The organism is Paraburkholderia sp. UCT31 (assembly GCF_014397655.1).
Lineage (GTDB): Bacteria > Pseudomonadota > Gammaproteobacteria > Burkholderiales > Burkholderiaceae > Paraburkholderia > Paraburkholderia tuberum.
In genome coordinates this window covers 38,143-56,019 of the sequence record NZ_VZQP01000005.1, presented here as the reverse complement: position 1 = coordinate 56,019, position 17,877 = coordinate 38,143, and the positions used below count along the sequence as shown (strand labels likewise).

The 17,877-nt window shown below is 63.3% G+C and carries 15 protein-coding genes and 1 tRNA gene; 13 read left to right on the top strand and 3 right to left on the bottom strand.

The window, feature by feature from the left end:
• Nucleotides 1-76: 76 nt before the first annotated feature.
• From F6X40_RS04950 to F6X40_RS04925, 6 genes are all read left to right on the top strand, one after another.
• Nucleotides 77-1,840 carry an acetolactate synthase 3 catalytic subunit gene (locus tag F6X40_RS04950; RefSeq protein WP_184028488.1) on the top strand — a complete coding sequence of 588 codons (1,764 nt, stop codon included), beginning with the start codon at nt 77-79 and terminating at the stop codon, nt 1,838-1,840.
• Nucleotides 1,841-1,964: 124 nt separating this feature from the next.
• Nucleotides 1,965-2,456: an acetolactate synthase small subunit gene (ilvN, locus tag F6X40_RS04945; protein WP_018420000.1), complete on the top strand. Its 492-nt coding sequence runs from the start codon at nt 1,965-1,967 to the stop codon at nt 2,454-2,456.
• Nucleotides 2,457-2,562: 106 nt separating this feature from the next.
• A complete protein-coding gene (ilvC, locus tag F6X40_RS04940; protein ID WP_008920617.1) occupies nt 2,563-3,579 on the top strand; it encodes a ketol-acid reductoisomerase in 1,017 nt (338 codons plus the stop codon).
• 132 nt (nt 3,580-3,711) lie between these two features.
• Complete coding sequence (locus tag F6X40_RS04935) at nt 3,712-4,350, top strand: phosphatidylserine decarboxylase (RefSeq protein WP_184059342.1); 639 nt, start codon at nt 3,712-3,714, stop codon at nt 4,348-4,350.
• A gap of 24 nt (nt 4,351-4,374) precedes the next feature.
• Entirely contained in the window at nt 4,375-5,247 is an 873-nt protein-coding gene (gene pssA, locus F6X40_RS04930; protein WP_018420002.1) for a CDP-diacylglycerol--serine O-phosphatidyltransferase, read from the top strand.
• A 368-nt stretch (nt 5,248-5,615) separates the two neighbouring features.
• The gene (locus F6X40_RS04925) at nt 5,616-7,163 is read left to right on the top strand and encodes a 2-isopropylmalate synthase (RefSeq protein ID WP_018420003.1); all 1,548 of its coding nucleotides are present in this window, start codon (nt 5,616-5,618) and stop codon (nt 7,161-7,163) included.
• Between the two features lie 126 nt (nt 7,164-7,289).
• Here F6X40_RS04925 and F6X40_RS04920 read toward each other — a convergent pair whose 3' ends face one another.
• The 3 genes from F6X40_RS04920 to F6X40_RS04910 form a co-directional block, all read right to left on the bottom strand.
• Nucleotides 7,290-8,852, bottom strand: a complete 1,563-nt coding sequence (locus F6X40_RS04920; protein ID WP_187627013.1) for a SulP family inorganic anion transporter — start codon at nt 8,850-8,852, stop codon at nt 7,290-7,292.
• 109 nt (nt 8,853-8,961) lie between these two features.
• Nucleotides 8,962-9,597, bottom strand: a complete 636-nt coding sequence (locus F6X40_RS04915) for a carbonic anhydrase (protein ID WP_018420005.1) — start codon at nt 9,595-9,597, stop codon at nt 8,962-8,964.
• A 226-nt stretch (nt 9,598-9,823) separates the two neighbouring features.
• Nucleotides 9,824-10,375 (bottom strand): hypothetical protein, encoded by a 552-nt coding sequence (locus F6X40_RS04910; RefSeq protein WP_187627012.1) that lies wholly within the window; start codon nt 10,373-10,375, stop codon nt 9,824-9,826.
• A gap of 187 nt (nt 10,376-10,562) precedes the next feature.
• Between F6X40_RS04910 and F6X40_RS04905 the strand changes: the two genes are divergently transcribed.
• The 7 genes from F6X40_RS04905 (at nt 10,563) to F6X40_RS04875 (ending at nt 17,720) form a co-directional block, all read left to right on the top strand.
• Nucleotides 10,563-11,987: a branched-chain amino acid ABC transporter substrate-binding protein gene (locus F6X40_RS04905; RefSeq protein WP_187627011.1), complete on the top strand. Its 1,425-nt coding sequence runs from the start codon at nt 10,563-10,565 to the stop codon at nt 11,985-11,987.
• Nucleotides 11,988-12,191: 204 nt separating this feature from the next.
• Nucleotides 12,192-12,464 carry a 30S ribosomal protein S15 gene (gene rpsO, locus F6X40_RS04900; protein WP_008920609.1) on the top strand — a complete coding sequence of 91 codons (273 nt, stop codon included), beginning with the start codon at nt 12,192-12,194 and terminating at the stop codon, nt 12,462-12,464.
• 345 nt (nt 12,465-12,809) lie between these two features.
• Nucleotides 12,810-14,945, top strand: a complete 2,136-nt coding sequence (pnp, locus tag F6X40_RS04895; protein ID WP_187627010.1) for a polyribonucleotide nucleotidyltransferase — start codon at nt 12,810-12,812, stop codon at nt 14,943-14,945.
• Nucleotides 14,946-15,095: 150 nt separating this feature from the next.
• A complete protein-coding gene (locus tag F6X40_RS04890; protein WP_187627009.1) occupies nt 15,096-16,112 on the top strand; it encodes an NAD(P)H-quinone oxidoreductase in 1,017 nt (338 codons plus the stop codon).
• A 165-nt stretch (nt 16,113-16,277) separates the two neighbouring features.
• On the top strand, nt 16,278-17,054 hold the full coding sequence (tpiA, locus tag F6X40_RS04885; protein ID WP_184072118.1) for a triose-phosphate isomerase: 777 nt from the start codon (nt 16,278-16,280) through the stop codon (nt 17,052-17,054).
• Between the two features lie 82 nt (nt 17,055-17,136).
• Nucleotides 17,137-17,523, top strand: coding sequence for a preprotein translocase subunit SecG (gene secG / locus F6X40_RS04880; protein ID WP_187627008.1), 387 nt, complete (start codon nt 17,137-17,139; stop codon nt 17,521-17,523).
• Nucleotides 17,524-17,635: 112 nt separating this feature from the next.
• Nucleotides 17,636-17,720: transfer RNA gene (locus tag F6X40_RS04875), tRNA-Leu, on the top strand.
• Nucleotides 17,721-17,877 lie beyond the last annotated feature (157 nt).

Sequence of the window (17,877 nt, the reverse complement as noted above, 5' to 3'; positions counted from 1 at the left end):
GCCGCTTGAACCCGAGTCACGAGCCCGGCAGAGAGCACCCGATCAATTTTTTGCCGAAAATTCGAAAGGTGAATCAATGAATATGCCCAGCGCGGAATTCTCCACGTCGGATACGACCCCCCATCACGAAGCAGACTCTATCGGCGCCACCGTGCTCATGAAGGCACTGGCCGACGAAGACGTCGAGTTCATCTGGGGCTATCCCGGCGGCTCGGTACTCTACATTTACGACGAGCTGTACAAGCAGGACAAGTTCCAGCATGTGCTCGTGCGCCACGAGCAGGCCGCCGTGCATGCCGCGGACGCCTACGCGCGCTCCACCGGCAAGGTCGGCGTGTGTCTCGTGACCTCCGGCCCCGGCGTCACCAACGCGGTGACCGGCATCGCGACCGCCTATATGGATTCGATCCCGTTGGTCGTGATCAGCGGCCAGGTGCCGACTGCCGCGATCGGTCAGGATGCATTCCAGGAATGCGACACGGTCGGCATCACGCGTCCCTGCGTGAAGCACAACTTCCTCGTGAAGGACGTGCGCGATCTCGCCGCCACCGTCAAGAAAGCTTTCTACATCGCCCGTACCGGCCGTCCCGGCCCAGTGCTGATCGACATTCCGAAGGACGTGTCGAAGACGCCGTGCCAATACGAGCCGATCAAGAGCGTTTCGCTGCGCTCATACAACCCGGTCACGAAGGGCCACTCCGGTCAGATCCGCAAGGCGGTGTCGCTGCTGCTGTCGGCGAAGCGTCCGTATATCTACACCGGCGGCGGCATCGTGCTCGCGGATGCGTCGCGTGAATTGAACCAGTTCGCCGATCTGCTCGGCTATCCGGTCACCAATACGCTAATGGGTCTGGGCGGCTACCGCTCGAGCGACAAGAAATTCCTCGGCATGCTCGGCATGCACGGCACGTACGAAGCCAATATGGCGATGCAGCACTGCGACGTGCTGATCGCGATCGGCGCGCGCTTCGACGACCGCGTGATCGGCGATCCGAGCCACTTCGCGTCGCGGCCGCGCAAGATCATCCATATCGACATCGATCCCTCTTCCATTTCCAAGCGCGTCAAGGTCGACATTCCGATCGTCGGCGACGTGAAGGAAGTGCTGAAGGAACTGATCGAGCAGTTGCAGACGGCCGAGCATGGCCCCGACGCCGCGGCGCTCGCCGACTGGTGGAAGGACATCGAAGGCTGGCGCGCGAAAGATTGCCTGAAGTTCGACCGCAAGAGCGACATCATCAAGCCGCAGTACGTGGTCGAAAAGGCGTGGGAGCTGACCGACGGCAACGCGTTCGTGTGCTCCGACGTGGGCCAGCACCAGATGTGGGCCGCGCAGTTCTACAAGTTCAACAAGCCGCGTCGCTGGATCAATTCCGGTGGCCTCGGCACGATGGGCTTCGGCTTACCGGCCGCGATGGGCGTGAAGATGGCCCATCCGGACGACGACGTGCTGTGCATCACGGGCGAAGGCTCGATCCAGATGTGCATCCAGGAGCTGTCGACCTGCAAGCAGTACGACCTGCCGATCAAGATTATTTCGCTGAATAACCGCTATCTGGGCATGGTGCGCCAGTGGCAGCAGATCGAATACAGCAAACGCTATTCGCATTCGTACATGGATGCGCTGCCGGACTTCGTGAAGCTCGCCGAAGCGTACGGACACGTGGGCATGCGCATCGAGCGCACGGCCGATGTGGAACCGGCGCTGAAGGAAGCGCTGCGCCTGAAGGATCGCACGGTGTTTCTCGACTTCCAGACCGATCCGACCGAAAACGTCTGGCCGATGGTTCAGGCCGGCAAGGGCATCACCGAGATGCTCATGGGTTCGGAAGATCTTTAACGACGGGGCGTCTGGATAACTCCAGCGCCGGCTTCGTGATGCGCGCCTTCAAAAAAGGCGAGGGCAGACGAGGCGGCGCCGCTCCGCTCGCAGACATCGACACATCATCTGGAAGAAGCGAAACATGAGACACATCATTTCCGTCCTGCTGGAAAACGAACCAGGCGCGCTGTCGCGCGTGGTGGGTCTGTTCTCCGCACGCGGCTACAACATTGAAACCTTGACGGTGGCTCCGACCGAAGACCGTTCGCTGTCGCGCATGACCATCGTCTCCGTTGGCTCGGACGACGTGATCGAACAGATCACGAAGCATCTGAACCGCCTGATCGAGGTGGTGAAAGTGGTCGACCTTACCGAGGGCGCCCACATCGAACGCGAGCTGATGCTGATCAAGGTGAGGGCGGTCGGCAAGGAACGTGAGGAGATGAAGCGGATGGCGGACATTTTCCGCGGCCGCATCATCGACGTCACCGAAAAGACCTACACGATCGAATTGACGGGGGCGAGCGACAAGCTCGACGCCTTCATCGAGGGGCTCGATTCCACGGCGATTCTCGAGACGGTCCGCACGGGCAGCTCGGGCATCGGTCGCGGCGAGCGCATTCTGAAGGTCTGACGTCGCGTTTCGCAAGGCCGGGCAACGCGGTATCGCGCGGCTGGCAATAACAACATTCGCAGTACCTGAATTTCTCTGAATCATCGAATCTAGCCAAGGAACCGACATGAAAGTTTTCTACGACAAGGACGCCGATCTCTCCCTCATCAAGGGCAAGCAGGTCACCATCATCGGCTATGGCTCGCAAGGCCATGCGCACGCGCTGAACCTGAAGGAAAGCGGCGTGAACATCACGGTCGGTCTGCGCAAGGGCGGCGCATCGTGGAGCAAGGCTGAAAACGCCGGCCTGCAAGTCAAGGAAGTCGCGGAAGCGGTGAAGGGCGCGGACGTCGTCATGATGCTGCTGCCGGACGAGCAGATCGCCGACGTGTACGCGAAGGAAGTCCACGCGAACATCAAGCAGGGCGCAGCCCTCGCGTTCGCGCACGGCTTCAACGTTCACTACGGCCAGGTGATCCCGCGTGCCGACCTCGACGTCATCATGATCGCGCCGAAGGCGCCGGGCCACACGGTTCGCGGCACCTACTCCCAAGGTGGCGGCGTGCCGCACCTGATCGCGGTTGCGCAGGACAAGTCGGGCGCGGCGCGCGACATCGCGCTGTCGTACGCAGCGGCTAACGGCGGCGGCCGGGCCGGCATCATCGAAACGAACTTCCGCGAAGAAACCGAAACCGACCTGTTCGGCGAGCAGGCTGTGCTGTGCGGCGGTACCGTCGACCTGATCAAGGCCGGCTTCGAAACGCTGGTCGAAGCGGGTTACGCGCCGGAAATGGCGTACTTCGAGTGCCTGCACGAACTGAAGCTGATCGTCGACCTGATCTACGAAGGCGGCATCGCGAACATGAACTACTCGATCTCGAACAACGCCGAGTACGGCGAGTACGTGACGGGGCCGCGCATCGTGACCGCTGAAACGAAGAAGGCGATGAAGGCCGTGCTGACCGACATCCAGACCGGCGAATACGCGAAGAGCTTCATCATCGAGAACAAGGCTGGCGCACCGACGCTGCAATCGCGTCGCCGTCTGACCGCCGAGCACCAGATCGAGCAGGTTGGCTCGAAGCTGCGCGCGATGATGCCGTGGATCGCGAAGAACAAGCTCGTCGACCAGTCGAAGAACTAAGCGTCTCGATATAACGAGGTCCGGCGCGGTGCTTCGGCGCGGCGGCCGGAACAGTCAAAAAGCCGTCCAAGGGTGCTGAACCCTGGGCGGCTTTTGCTATCCTACGGTTTTACAAAAACACAGAAGCCATCCATGAATTACCCTCATCCGATCATCGCGCGAGAAGGCTGGCCGTTCATCGCCATCGCGGCCGTCGTTGCATTACTGGTTCACGCCTTCGGGGGGTTCGGCTTTGCGTGGCTCTTCTGGCTGATCCTGATCTTCATCGTGCAGTTTTTCCGCGACCCGGCGCGTCCGATTCCGACGCAGGCCAACGCGGTGCTGTGTCCTGCCGACGGTCGTATCGTCGCGGTAGAAACCGCGCATGATCCTTATGCGAATCGCGAAGCGCTGAAGATCAGCGTGTTCATGAACGTGTTCAACGTGCACTCGCAGCGCTCGCCCGTCGACGGTGCGATCTCGAAAGTCGAATACTTTCCTGGCGCCTATCTGAACGCGGCGGTCGATAAAGCCTCGCTCGAAAACGAGCGCAACGCGGTCGTGATCGAAATGGCCGGCGGCCAGACGGTCACGTCGGTGCAGATTGCCGGGCTGATCGCGCGGCGGATTCTTTGCTACGTCCGTGCAGGCGAGCCGCTGACCCGCGGCCAGCGTTACGGATTCATCCGCTTCGGTTCGCGCGTCGACGTGTATTTGCCGGTGGGCAGCCGTCCGCGCGTGTCGATCGGCGAGAAGGTGTCGGCGTCGTCCACGATCCTCGCCGAGCTGTAAAGCGGCATACAGGAGGTTGTCCGAATGGCCGCATTCAAACCGCGTCGACCCCGCAGCAGTGGACCGCTGCCGCGGCCGTTTCGTCGCAACAAGCCGCCGGTGGTCACGGAGTCGCCGGTCGCCGACAGCCGGCGCGCGCAGCGTCAGCAGTTCCTCAGAAAACGCGGCATCTACCTGCTGCCGAACGCATTCACCACGGCCGCGCTGTTCTGCGGCTTCTTCGCCGTCGTGCAGGCGATGAACGTGCGCTTCGAGATCGCGGCGATCGCGATCTTCGTCGCGATGGTGCTCGATGGCATGGACGGTCGCGTCGCGCGCATGACGCATACGCAAAGCGCGTTCGGCGAGCAGTTCGACAGCCTGTCGGACATGGTGTCGTTCGGTGTTGCTCCCGCGCTCGTGATGTACGAGTGGATCCTGAAGGACCTCGGCCGGTGGGGCTGGCTCGCGGCGTTCGTCTATTGTTCCGGCGCGGCGCTACGGCTCGCGCGTTTCAACACGAATATCGGCGTGGTCGACAAGCGTTTCTTCCAGGGCATGCCGAGCCCGGCCGCGGCGGCACTGATCGCCGGTTTCGTGTGGCTCGCCACCGACAACCGCGTGCCGCTGAAGCTCGTCTGGCTCCCGTGGGTCGCCTTCGTGCTGACCATCTACGCGGGCGTGACGATGGTGTCGAACGCGCCGTTCTATAGCGGCAAGGCGCTCGACGTACGGCATCGCGTGCCGTTCGGCGTGATCCTGCTGGTGGTGGTCGCCTTCGTGCTCGTGTCGTCCGATCCGCCGTTGATGCTGTTCGGTCTGTTCGTGCTGTACGGTCTGTCCGGCTACGTGTTCTGGGCGTATCAGGCGGTGCGCGGCCGGGCCAATCCGGCGCGTTCGATGTCGCACGACCGTTGAGGATTTGAACCGCGCTGCATCGCAGCGACGTACGAAAAACGGCAGCCTGCAGGCTGCCGTTTTTCGTTGGTTGGTGCCGTTACGCGGTCGCTTCGGACAGCGCCGCAGGCCGCCCCGGCGCGCATTGCGCGGTGGCTGGAATGCCGCTATAGTCGTCGGATCAGTGCGTGGGCGTGGCCGATTTTGCCGGGTCGGCGAGGCCGTTCGCTGCGCCGCGCCATCATGCTTCGTTCACGCCTTTATGCGTTTTTGCGTTCCGTCCGCACCGGCCGCGATCATCGTGATCGCCCTACCTTGCCAGCGGCGGCGCTCATCGTCCCATTCCAAAACCAAGTCCCACATCTGAACGACTCCCGAGGAGGCCCGACATGTCCGACAAACTGATCATTTTCGACACCACGCTGCGTGACGGCGAGCAATCGCCCGGCGCGTCGATGACGAAGGAAGAGAAGATCCGCATCGCCAGGCAACTCGAACGGATGAAAGTCGACGTGATCGAAGCGGGCTTCGCGGCCAGCTCGAACGGCGACTTCGACGCGATCCATACGATCGCCGGCCTCGTGAAGGACAGCACGATCTGCTCGCTTGCGCGCGCGAACGACAAGGACATACAGAAGGCCGCCGACGCACTGAAGCCGGCCGATCATTTCCGCATCCACACGTTCATCGCAACGTCGCCACTGCACATGGAGAAGAAGCTGCGGATGACGCCCGAGCAGGTATTCGAGCAGGCCAGGCTTGCGGTGCGTTTCGCGCGCAAGTTCACCGACGACGTCGAATTCTCGCCGGAAGACGGCAGCCGCTCGGATTTGGACTTCCTGTGCCGTGTGCTGGAAGCGGTGATCGCCGAAGGCGCGACCACGATCAACATCGCGGACACCGTCGGCTACGGCGTGCCGGAACTCTATGGCCAACTCGTGAAGACGCTGCGCGAGCGCATTCCCAACTCGCACAAGGCGGTGTTTTCCGTGCATTGCCACAATGACCTCGGCATGGCGGTCGCGAATTCGCTCGCCGGCGTGCAGATTGGCGGCGCGCGCCAGGTCGAATGCACGATCAACGGGCTCGGCGAGCGCGCGGGCAATACGTCGCTCGAAGAAATCGTAATGGCGGTGAAGACCCGCAAGGATTACTTCGGACTCGACGTCGGCCTCGACACGACTCAGATCGTGCCGGCCTCGAAGCTCGTGTCGCAGATCACTGGCTTCGTCGTGCAGCCGAACAAGGCCGTGGTCGGCGCGAACGCTTTCGCGCACGCGTCGGGCATCCATCAGGATGGCGTGCTGAAGGCGCGCGATACCTACGAAATCATGCGCGCGGAAGACGTGGGTTGGGCCGCGAACAAGATCGTGCTCGGCAAGCTGTCGGGCCGCAATGCGTTCAAACAGCGTCTGCAGGAGCTCGGTATCGCGCTCGACAGCGAAGCCGAACTGAACACCGCGTTCGCGCGCTTCAAGGAACTCGCCGATCGCAAGGCGGAGATCTTCGACGAAGACATCATCGCCATCGTCAACGAGGAATCGGCGGAAGCGCACGAGAAGGAGCACTACAAGTTTCTGTCGATGTCGCAGCATTCCGAAACCGGCGAGCAGCCGCACGCGAAGGTCGTGTTCTCGGTAGAGGGTAAAGAGATCACCGGCGAAGCGCGCGGCAACGGACCGGTCGACGCCACCCTCAACGCGATCGAAACGGAAGTGGGCAGCGGCTCCGAACTGCTGCTGTACTCGGTCAACGCGATCACGACCGGCACGCAGGCGCAGGGCGAAGTGACCGTGCGGTTGTCGAAGAGCGGGCGCATCGTCAACGGCACGGGCACTGATCCGGATATCGTCGCGGCATCCGCGAAGGCATATTTTTCGGCGCTCAACAAGCTGTATTCGAATGCGGACAAGGTGAATCCGCAGCGCTCGGAGTAACGCGAGCATGGCGCGCCGGTAGCGCGCGATCGCTTGTGTGGATCGGAGGAGAAGCCCCGTGGTGCTCGGCACACGGGGCTTTTTTCTGCCGTCATCGCGCAGCTGCGGCGGTGCGATATGACGAAACTACTCCGCCGTCGTGCGCCGCAGCGACCAGCCGCGCGTTGCGCGGGCCTGCTCGCGGACTTGAAATCTGACGTCGACGGTAATCCCACGGCGAGGCGCATCGGCGACGAACGCGTCCAGCAGTTCGCGCACGTCGTGATCGACGAAATCGGCGCGTGTCGCATCGACGATAACGGTGGCGCCATCCGGAATCTGCTGCAGATAGTGCTTGAGCGGCACCTTACCGAGAAACGACACGTCCTTGCGAAACGACAGCAGGTAGTGATCGCCATGCTGCGCGAGCACGATCGGGCCGCGCAGGTTTGCGTACAGCGCAAACAGCATGCTGCACAGGATGCCGAGCACGATACCGATCAGCAGATCGGTGACGAGCACACCGACGACTGTGACGATAAATGGTGCGAACGGCACGAATCCCTGCCGCGCGAGCCCGGCGAACAACGACGGCTTGGCGAGTTTGAACCCGGTGAAGATCAGGATTGCGGCAAGGCAGGCGAGCGGGATCAGGTTGATCACGCTCGTGAGCGCGAACACGCTGACGAGAAGCAACACGCCGTGAACGATCGCCGAGAGTCGGCTTTTTGCGCCGGCATGGACGTTCGCGGAGCTACGCACGATCACCGCGGTGATCGGCAGGCCGCCGATCGCACCCGCGATCAGATTGCCCACGCCCTGCGCCTTCAGCTCGCGATCGGGAGGCGCGCGGCGGCGCTCCGGATCGATCTGTTCGACCGCTTCGAGGCTCAGTAGCGTTTCGAGACTTGCGAGGATGGCGATCGTGATCGCAACGCGCCATATGTCGGGATTGATGAGCTGGGCGAACCGTGGGCCGAAGTCGGCCGACGCGAGCACGGCCTGCAGTGCCGCGAACGATTCCAGCGACGGCAACGCGACCCGCCCTTCGGCGGGCGGTGCCAACGATGGCGCGACGAGATTGAGGGCGAGCGTCGCGCCGATGCCGAGCAGCACCACCGCGAGCGGCGCGGGCATGATGCGCACGACAGCGAAGCGGCGCAGCGCGCGCGTTTCCCAGCCGGCGAGGATCGCGAGCGACAGCAGTGTGATCAGCACGGCGGTCAGTGAGATCGGGCCGAGCGGCGTTGCGACCGCCGCCGCCGACTGGACGGAGTCGGCGGTGCCGGACAGCCCCAGCGCAACGGGGAGCTGCTTGAGGATCAACAGCACGCCGATGGCCGCGAGCATCCCTTTGATCACCGGCGACGGCACGTAGGCGGCGTACCGGCCGGCCTTGAGCATGCCGAAGCCGAACTGGATGACGCCCGACAGCAGTACGGCCAGCAGGAACGCGGAAAAGCCGCCAAGCCGTGCGATGCCGTCGACGACGATCACGACGAGGCCCGCGGCCGGGCCGCTCACGCTCAGACGCGAGCCGCTCAGCGCGGCAACCACGAGCCCGCCAATGATGCCGGACACCAGTCCGGCAAACGGGTCGACGCCCGATGCGTGAGCAATGCCGAGGCAAAGCGGCAGGGCCACCAGAAAAACGGCCGTTCCGGCGAGCACGTCGCTCTGGAGCGCGGAGAAAGAGGTTTGATTATCCATGGTGTCGAAGAGCGAGAGGTGGGACGATGGGCGACGAACAGGTATGGCCCGATGACGATTCCGCTGTCGGCTCCGTCCGCGGTTCGAATGGGACGGGCGACGCGCTTCGCTAGGCCGCGCTGTGCGCCGCGGTCGTGCAGGTCATCGCGTCGTCGGCGGTATAGCCGGAGGTGAGAACCTTGATGCGCCCGTCGTCGAGCGCAAAGATCCAGCCGTGCACGAGCGGCGCCGGCTCAGCCTCGTGCACGATCGGGCTCGCCCGTAGCTGCCGCACCTGTTCGAGCACGTTCAGCTCGGCGAGGCGATTGACGCGATCCGGCTCGGTCGCCGCGCCGTCCAGCTCCGAGTGATGCGTTTTGGCGAGTGCGCAGAGCGGCGCGATACGGCGGTTCACATGGGGCAGCGCGGGGTCCGGCGGCAGCAGCGCGGCGCGCACGCCGCCGCAGCCATAGTGGCCGCAGACGATCACATGGCCGACCTTGAGCACCCGCACCGCGTATTCAAGGACGCTCGCGACGTTGTCGTCGCCGGGATGAAACAGGTTGGCGATGTTGCGATGGACGAAAAGATCGCCGGGCTCGCAATGCGTGATCGTTTCGGCGGGCACGCGGCTGTCCGCGCAGCCGATCCAAAGAATGTGTGGATTCTGTCCGCGCATCAGGTCGCGAAAAAATGCCGGATTACGCGTCGCGGTTTCATGGGCCCACGCGACGTTGGCGACCAGTAGGTGTTTGGGTCGGTTCATCGTAGCAACTCCGTATGAGAGGCAATTGACCTGGCACCGGACCGAAACCGCGTCTGCACGTGATTGCGAGCCGGTGCCCGAACGGCGTTTACAATAACCTTTCTTTCGCAAAATTGTTGGCGTAAACAGGATAAAATTCTGTTTTATGCTTAAACAATAAAAAAGCCGCCTATCGAAGGCGGCTTTTTTGAGATTTGGTGCTTCTTCCGAAGAGGGTGCTCAGTGCTCAGAACAGGTTGCGGCGGTCGGGGTCGTGCAGCGGGTCGGGGGTCTTCTGCGTGAGGCGCAAGATGCCCTGGTCATCGAAGTAGAAGTTGTACATCATGTACCAGACGTTGTCTTCGAGATAGCGATAGGTCCAGACTTCGCGCCTCATCAGCGGGAAGTACGACGTTTCGACCGGGCGGCCGAAGTTCACCAGCACGTCGCTGCGTGTCCATTTGCCGATCTCGGCGCGGTAGAACTCGTTGGGCTGCAGCACCTGGCGCACGTTGATGATCTTGCCGGCTGCGTTGATGTCGGCGGCGGTGGTGGTTTCGCCCATCGGTTGGGTCGGCCACATCAGACGCTTGCCGCCGTCGGGCAGATCATAGGTTTCGCGCGGCGGACCGAGACGCGCGATGACCGTCGATGCGTCCGCTCCCTGTTGATACTGCTGCCACGGCTGGGCGCAGCCGGCGAGCGAGAGCACGCTCAGGCAAACGAGCGCGGCGCGGCGCAGACTGGCGCCGGCCGGGGCTGTGATAGCAGCCGCCGTGGGGCGGTGGCGGTTCGGCATGTATTCCTCCGATGGCGTTTGAATAGCGGTTCTTATCATCGAAACGCACTATTTTGACACGCGCTGTGGCGAAAGAACGGCGTTGCTTGAACGTGCGTCGCCACCAGACGGTAACGGATGCGCCGGCTTGCCTATTCCGTGCGCGTCATCCTATGATCCGCGCTTCGAAGATTCAGAGCGGACGACCATGACGGCGATGTGGCGAGGGGCGGCGGCGGTTGCGCTGACGGCGATTTCGATGGCGGTGGCGGGAGTTGGCGTGGCTGAGGCGGCGAATCCGGCCTCGACGGGCGCGAGTCAGGCGTCCGCGCAGGGGACCGTTCCGCCCACCGGCAAGCCGGGGAGCCGCGCGGCCACGCTGGCGGCAAGCCCGGCCGGTAATCACGCAAGCAAGTCCGCCAGCCTGCCGGCCGGCAAACTCGCCGGCACGCCAATCCAGCTCGCGCTGATCGAAGGCATGTCCGGCCCGTTCGCGAACGCGGGCGCGGCGGTCGAGCGCAATCTGCGTTTCGGTGTCGAGCAGGTCAACGCGCACGGCGGCGTGGAGCTCGCGGACGGCGCGCATCCGTTCGAACTCGTCGTGCTCGACAGCAAGGGCAGCACGGAGGAAGCGCTGACGCAATTGCGCGCGGCCGCGGATCGCCATATCGGCTACATCCTGCAGGGCAATAGCTCGGCGGTCGCCGCGGCGCTGATCGGCGCGATCGAGAAGCAGAACAGCCGCGAGCCGGACAACCGCGAACTGTTCCTCAACTACTCCGCCGACGACCCCGCGCTCACCAACGCGGACTGCAGCTTCTGGCACTTCCGCTTCGACGCGCACGCCGGCATGCGGATGGCCGCGCTCGCCGAGGTGATCGAGCGCGACAAGGCGGTGAAAAAGGTGTACCTGCTGAACCAGGATTACAGCTTCGGACACGACGTGAGCAGCCTCGCGCGTTCGACGCTCGCGGCGAAGCGTCCCGACATCGCGGTGGTCGGCGACGAATTTCACCCGATCGGCCGCGTGAAGGATTTCGCGCCGTACATCGCGAAGATCCGCGCGAGCGGCGCGGACGCCGTGATCACCGGCAACTGGGGCAACGACCTGACGCTGCTCGTGAAGGCGGCGCGCGAGCAGGGCCTCGACACGAAGTTCTACACGTTCTACGGCAACAGCCTCGGCGCGCCGGCCGCGCTTGGCGACGCAGGCGTGGGTCACGTGATCGCGGTGGCCGAGTGGCATCCGAATGTCGGTGGCGCGGCCTCCGACGCGTGGTACGCGGCGTTCCGCGCGCGCTTTCCGGCCGCCCAGGACGACTATCCGGTGCTGCGCATGCCACTGATGATCGAAACGCTCGCCGCCGCGATGAGCCGCGCCGGCAGCGCCGCTCCGACGGCGGTCGCGAAAGCGCTCGAGGGCATTCGCTTCGACAACGGTATTCACGCATCGTGGATGCGCGCCGATGACCATCAGCTGATCCAGCCCCTCTACGTGATGCAGATGGACAAAGCCGGCACACCCGGCGTGCATTTCGATAACGAAGGATCGGGCTATGGCTTCCGCACGGTGCTGGCGCTACCAGCCGAGCGCACACTATTGCCGACGGTCTGCCGGATGCGGCGCCCCTGAGCGCCCGCGAGCGACACTCAATCCGCCTTGCTGGCCCGGGGTTCGCGGCCGGAATCGGCTGTGCTACAATACGCGTCCCGTTGTTGGGCTGGGTTCTGATTCAGTTAATTCAGCCACGAACGGGACTCAGTAAATTGTGAAACGGGTATCCCACGGCACGGCCTTTCTTCCGTGACCGCCTGTCCAGTTATCAAGGAAATTGACATGTCCGCAGTTGAAGCAAGCAAGAAGTCCGAAGTCGTCGCGCAATTCGCACGCGCAGCCAACGACACCGGCTCCCCCGAAGTTCAGGTCGCGCTGCTCACGACCCGTATCAACGAACTGACCTCCCACTTCAAGGAGCACACGAAGGATCACCACAGCCGCCGCGGTCTGCTGCGCATGGTGAGCCGCCGTCGCAAGTTGCTCGACTACCTGAAGGGTAAGGACGCGGATCGTTACCGCAGCCTGATCGAGAAGCTGGGTCTGCGTAAGTAATCGGCCAGTCGTTCAGCAAGATGCCTGTGTCAGTTTCGCTGATACAGGCATTTTGTTTTTGCGCGGCGCGCTTCGTGTAACGCGCACCGCCTGTGATCCGCGGCGTAGGCCGGTTCGCGCGGCGTCTATGGGCAAGCGCAGTAGCAGTAGCAGAACAGCAGTAGAAGAAGCAGTAACAGGAAACAAGGCCGGGCTTCAGGGCGGAGTTTTGTGTCATTCCAGCGGTTCGCGCGCAGTCGCAGCACGTGACTCTCTGGAATGGCATAGCACGACTCTTCCCATGCGGCGCCGGCCTGGCGTTGCCGCGCCGCTCCGGTCCGCGCGGCATTACGATGAGGAAAAGCAATGACTATGTTCAATAAGATCGTCAAAGAGTTTAAGTGGGGGCAGCACAACGTTCGCCTCGAAACCGGTGAAATCGCTCGCCAGGCGGGCGGCGCGGTGATCGTCGACGTCGAAGATACCGTGGTGCTCGCCACCGTGGTCGGCGCGAAGACCGCGAAGCCGGGCCAGGACTTCTTCCCCCTCACCGTCGATTACATCGAAAAGACTTACGCCGCCGGCAAGATCCCGGGTGGCTTCTTCCGTCGCGAAGGCCGTCCGTCGGAAGGCGAGACGCTGATCTCACGCCTGATCGACCGTCCGCTGCGTCCGCTCTTCCCGGAAGGCTTCTACAACGAAGTGCAGGTCGTGATTCACGTGCTGTCGCTGAATCCGGAAATCCCCGCCGACATCCCTGCGCTGATCGGCGCCTCGGCGGCGCTCGCGGTGTCCGGTCTGCCGTTCAACGGCCCGGTCGGCGCGGCGCGCGTGGCCTACATCAACAACGAATACGTGCTGAACCCGACGCGTCCGCAGATGAAGGAATCGGCACTCGACCTCGTCGTCGCCGGCACGGAACGCGCGGTGCTGATGGTCGAATCGGAAGCGCAGCAATTGAGCGAAGAAGTGATGCTCGGCGCCGTCGTGTTCGGTCACGAGCAGATGCAGACCGCGGTCGACGCGATCCACGAACTCGTCCGCGAAGGCGGCAAGCCCGAGTGGGACTGGCAGCCCGCCGCAAAGAACGAAGCGCTGATCGCACGCGTGACCGAACTCGCGCAGGCCGATCTGCTCGCCGCTTACCAGATCCGCGACAAGCAGGCTCGCTCGACCAAGCTAAAGGAAGTCTACGCGGCGACCTCGGCGAAGCTCGAGGAAGAAGCGGCGGCAGCGGGCACGGTGGCGGCCGACAAGGCGTCGGTCGGCAACGTGCTGTTCGACATCGAAGCGAAGATCGTCCGTACGCAGATCCTGAACGGCGAGCCGCGTATCGACGGCCGCGACACGCGCACCGTGCGCCCGATCGAAATCCGCACCGGCGTGCTGCCGCGTACCCACGGCTCGGCGCTGTTCACGCGCGGCGAGACGCAGGCGATGGTGGTCGCGACGCTCGGCACGAAGGGCGACGAGCAAAACATCGACGCGCTCGAAGGCGAGTACCGCGAACGCTTCATGCTCCACTACAACATGCCTCCGTTCGCGACGGGCGAAACGGGCCGCGTCGGTTCGCCGAAGCGCCGTGAAATCGGTCACGGCCGTCTCGCCAAGCGCGCGCTCGTCGCGTGCCTGCCGAGCGCCGACGAGTTCGGCTACTCGATCCGCGTCGTGTCGGAAATCACCGAGTCGAACGGTTCGTCGTCGATGGCTTCGGTGTGCGGCGGCTGCCTCGCGCTGATGGACGCCGGCGTGCCGATGAAGGCGCACGTCGCCGGTATCGCGATGGGCCTGATCCTCGAAGGTAATCGCTTCGCGGTGCTGACCGACATTCTCGGCGACGAAGATCACCTCGGCGACATGGACTTCAAGGTCGCGGGTACGGAACAAGGCGTGACCGCGCTGCAGATGGACATCAAGATTCAGGGCATCACGAAGGAAATCATGCAGGTCGCGCTCGCGCAGGCGAAGGAAGGCCGCATGCACATCCTCGGCAAGATGACCTCGGCCGTGGCCGGCGCGAACACCCAACTATCGGAGTTCGCACCGCGTATGATCACGATCAAGATCAACCCGGAAAAGATTCGCGACGTGATCGGCAAGGGCGGCTCGGTGATCCGCGCGCTCACCGAAGAAACCGGCACGACGATCGACATTTCGGATGACGGCGTCGTCACGATCGCGAGCACGAACAGCGAAGGCATGGCCGAAGCGAAGCGTCGTATCGAAGCGATCACGATGGAAGTCGAAGTGGGCCAGGTGTACGAAGGCACCGTGCTCAAGCTGCTCGACTTCGGCGCGATCGTGAACATCCTGCCGGGTAAGGATGGTCTGCTGCATATCTCCGAGATCGCGAACGAGCGTATCAAGGACATCAACGACTATCTGAAGGATGGCCAGCAGGTGAAGGTGAAGGTCATCCAGACGGACGAGAAGGGTCGTGTGCGTCTGTCGGCGAAGGCATTGCTGAACGACGCGCCGCAAGGCGAGCCGACGCCGCAGTAAGGCGGTAGCGGACAAACGGCCGGCCGTGTCATGCGCGCCGGCCGTTTTTCATGCAGGATGGATTGCGTTGCGCATTCGAATCGCAGCGCGGCGCTATGGCAGACGGCAGCAACGGGTAGGTAACGCAATCCAATCTTGGAGTTGACGCAGATGAAAGCGATCGAAATCACTGAATTCGGTGCGCCGGAAGTCCTCAAGCTGGCGGAGCGTCCGACGCCGCAGCTCAAGGCTGGCGAGGTGCTGATCAAGGTGGCGGCATCCGGCATCAATCGTCCGGACGTGTTTCAGCGCAAGGGCGGCTATGCGCCGCCGCCGGGAGCGTCGGATCTGCCGGGGCTGGAGGTGGCGGGCGAGATCGTCGGCGGCACGATCGACGCGAAGAACAACCCGTTCGGTCTGAAGATCGGCGATCGCGTGTGCGCGCTGCTCGCGGGCGGCGGCTACGCGGAATTTGCGGCCGCGCCGCTGCTGCAATGCCTGCCGGTGCCGACGGGGTTGTCGGATATCGAAGCGGCTTCGCTGCCCGAGACTTTTTTCACGGTGTGGAGCAACGTCTTCAATCGCGCGCAGCTCGGCCAGGGCGAGGGCGGTGCGAATGAAACGCTGCTCGTGCAGGGGGGGGCGAGCGGCATCGGCGTGACGGCGATCCAGATTGCGCACGCGCTCGGCTTCCGTGTGTTCGCGACCGCGGGCTCGGACGAAAAGTGCCGCGCGTGCGAAGCGCTCGGCGCCGAACGCGCGATCAACTACAGGACTGAAGATTTCGTCGAAGTCATCAAGTCGCTGACCAACGATCGCGGCGTCGACGTGATCCTCGACATGGTGGCAGGCAGCTACGTGCCGCGCGAATTGTCGGCTCTCGCCGACGGTGGCCGTATCGTACTAATTGCGCTGCTCGGCGGCGCGAAGGCGGAGCTGAACCTGAACGAAGTGTTGCGCCGCCGTCTGACGGTGACCGGTTCCACACTGCGACCACGGCCGATCGAGTTCAAGGCGCAGATCGCCGCGCAACTGAAGGAGCGCGTGTGGCCGCATCTCGAAGCTGGGCGCATCAAGCCGGTCGTGCATCGCGTGTTTCCGGCCGCCCAGGCTGCCGACGCGCATGCACTGATGGAAAGCGGCACGCACGTCGGCAAGATCGTGTTGACGTGGGGTCAGGAGGCTTGACGTCATCGGTTTGACCCGATCCACCCCACGCAGTAAAATTGCGCGTTTTGCGCGCGCCGGATCAATCCGACGGGCGGGCCGTGAGCGCAGGAACAAACTGCAGCGAGGCGCGAGCGAAGTCCGCCGGCAGCAGGCCGGACTGGCAAGACAGGACAATACGAGACGATGTCGAATCAACAACGAGCCAAACTGGTAGTCGGTAACTGGAAGATGCATGGGCGGCTCGCCGCGAACGCCGCGTTGCTGCAGGCAGTGGCACAGGGCGCCAGTGAATTGCCGGCCGACGTGCGCGTCGGTGTGTGCGTGCCGAGCCTCTATCTCGGGCAGACTCAGTCGCTGCTCGAAGGCAGCCCGGTCGTGTGGGGCGTGCAGGACGTGTCCGCGTTCACGCATGGCGCCTATACCGGCGAAGTGGCTGCGCCGATGGTGACGGACTTCGGCGCCACGTTTGCAATCGTCGGGCACTCGGAGCGCCGCGCGTATCACCGCGAAAGCGCCGAACTGGTCGCGGTGAAAGCGCAGCGTGTGCTCGAGGCAGGTTTGACGCCGATCGTGTGCGTCGGCGAAACGCTCGAAGAACGCGAAGCGGGTTGCACCGAGCAGGTCGTCGGCGGTCAGCTCGACGAGGTGCTCGCGAAGCTGTCGGCTCAGGAAGCGGCTCGCCTCGTCGTCGCGTATGAGCCGGTGTGGGCAATTGGCACCGGCAAGAGCGCATCGGCGGCACAGGCGCAGGCCGTGCATGGGTTCCTGCGCGCACGTCTCGCGGCCAAGGGTGCGGCGGACGTGCCGTTGCTATACGGCGGCAGCGTTAAGCCGGACAACGCGGAAGAACTGTTCCGTCAACTCGATATCGACGGCGGCCTGATCGGCGGCGCGTCGTTGAAAGATCGGGATTTCCTGGCGATCTGCAAGGCGGCCGCTGCGACCAGCGTGGCTGGTTAAGCTGGGCGTCTCGGTGAGGATGACTCCATTTCGCGCAACACACAGTGTGCGGCGCGGTTAAATAAAGACTCAGGTGAGTGTGATGCTGTATTTGAAAACATTGATTATCGTCGTTCAGTTGTTGTCGGCGTTCGGGGTCATCGGACTTGTGTTGCTGCAGCACGGCAAAGGTGCCGATATGGGCGCGGCTTTCGGCAGCGGCGCGTCGGGTAGCCTGTTCGGTGCGACGGGTTCGGCGAACTTCCTGTCGCGTACCACGGCAGTGCTCGCAGCGCTGTTCTTTGCCACGACACTGGCACTCACTTACCTTGGTGCGTATCACGTGAAGCCGTCGGCAGGCGTGCTGGGCGCGGCAGCTACCGCGCCGGTCGCGGCTTCGGCGCCGCCTGCGGGCTCGGCCCCGGCGGCGGCATCGCCTGCAGCGCCGGCTTCGCCTGCGTCGGTTCCGGCGACGGGCGTGCCGAAATAAATTTTCGGCGGACATGGTCTTGTGCGTTGAACAATCTGCTTAAGCAAGTTACAATTCAAGTCTTGAAGCGATTCGCGGGTTTTGCAAGTTGTTTTCCCGGATTGCATATAGTGCCGACGTGGTGAAATTGGTAGACACGCTATCTTGAGGGGGTAGTGGCGAAAGCTGTGCGAGTTCGAGTCTCGCCGTCGGCACCAAATGTTATCTAAATGCCAGCCGTTTGCTTCGCTTCGGCTGGCATTTTCACTTCTGGCGTATCGCTGTACGGCTTACGTCATGCGCGTTGAGGAAGTGATTTCGCGTCAGGGGTGCTATGCTCCTGACGGCACTCAGAACCAACCGATTGAGGATTGT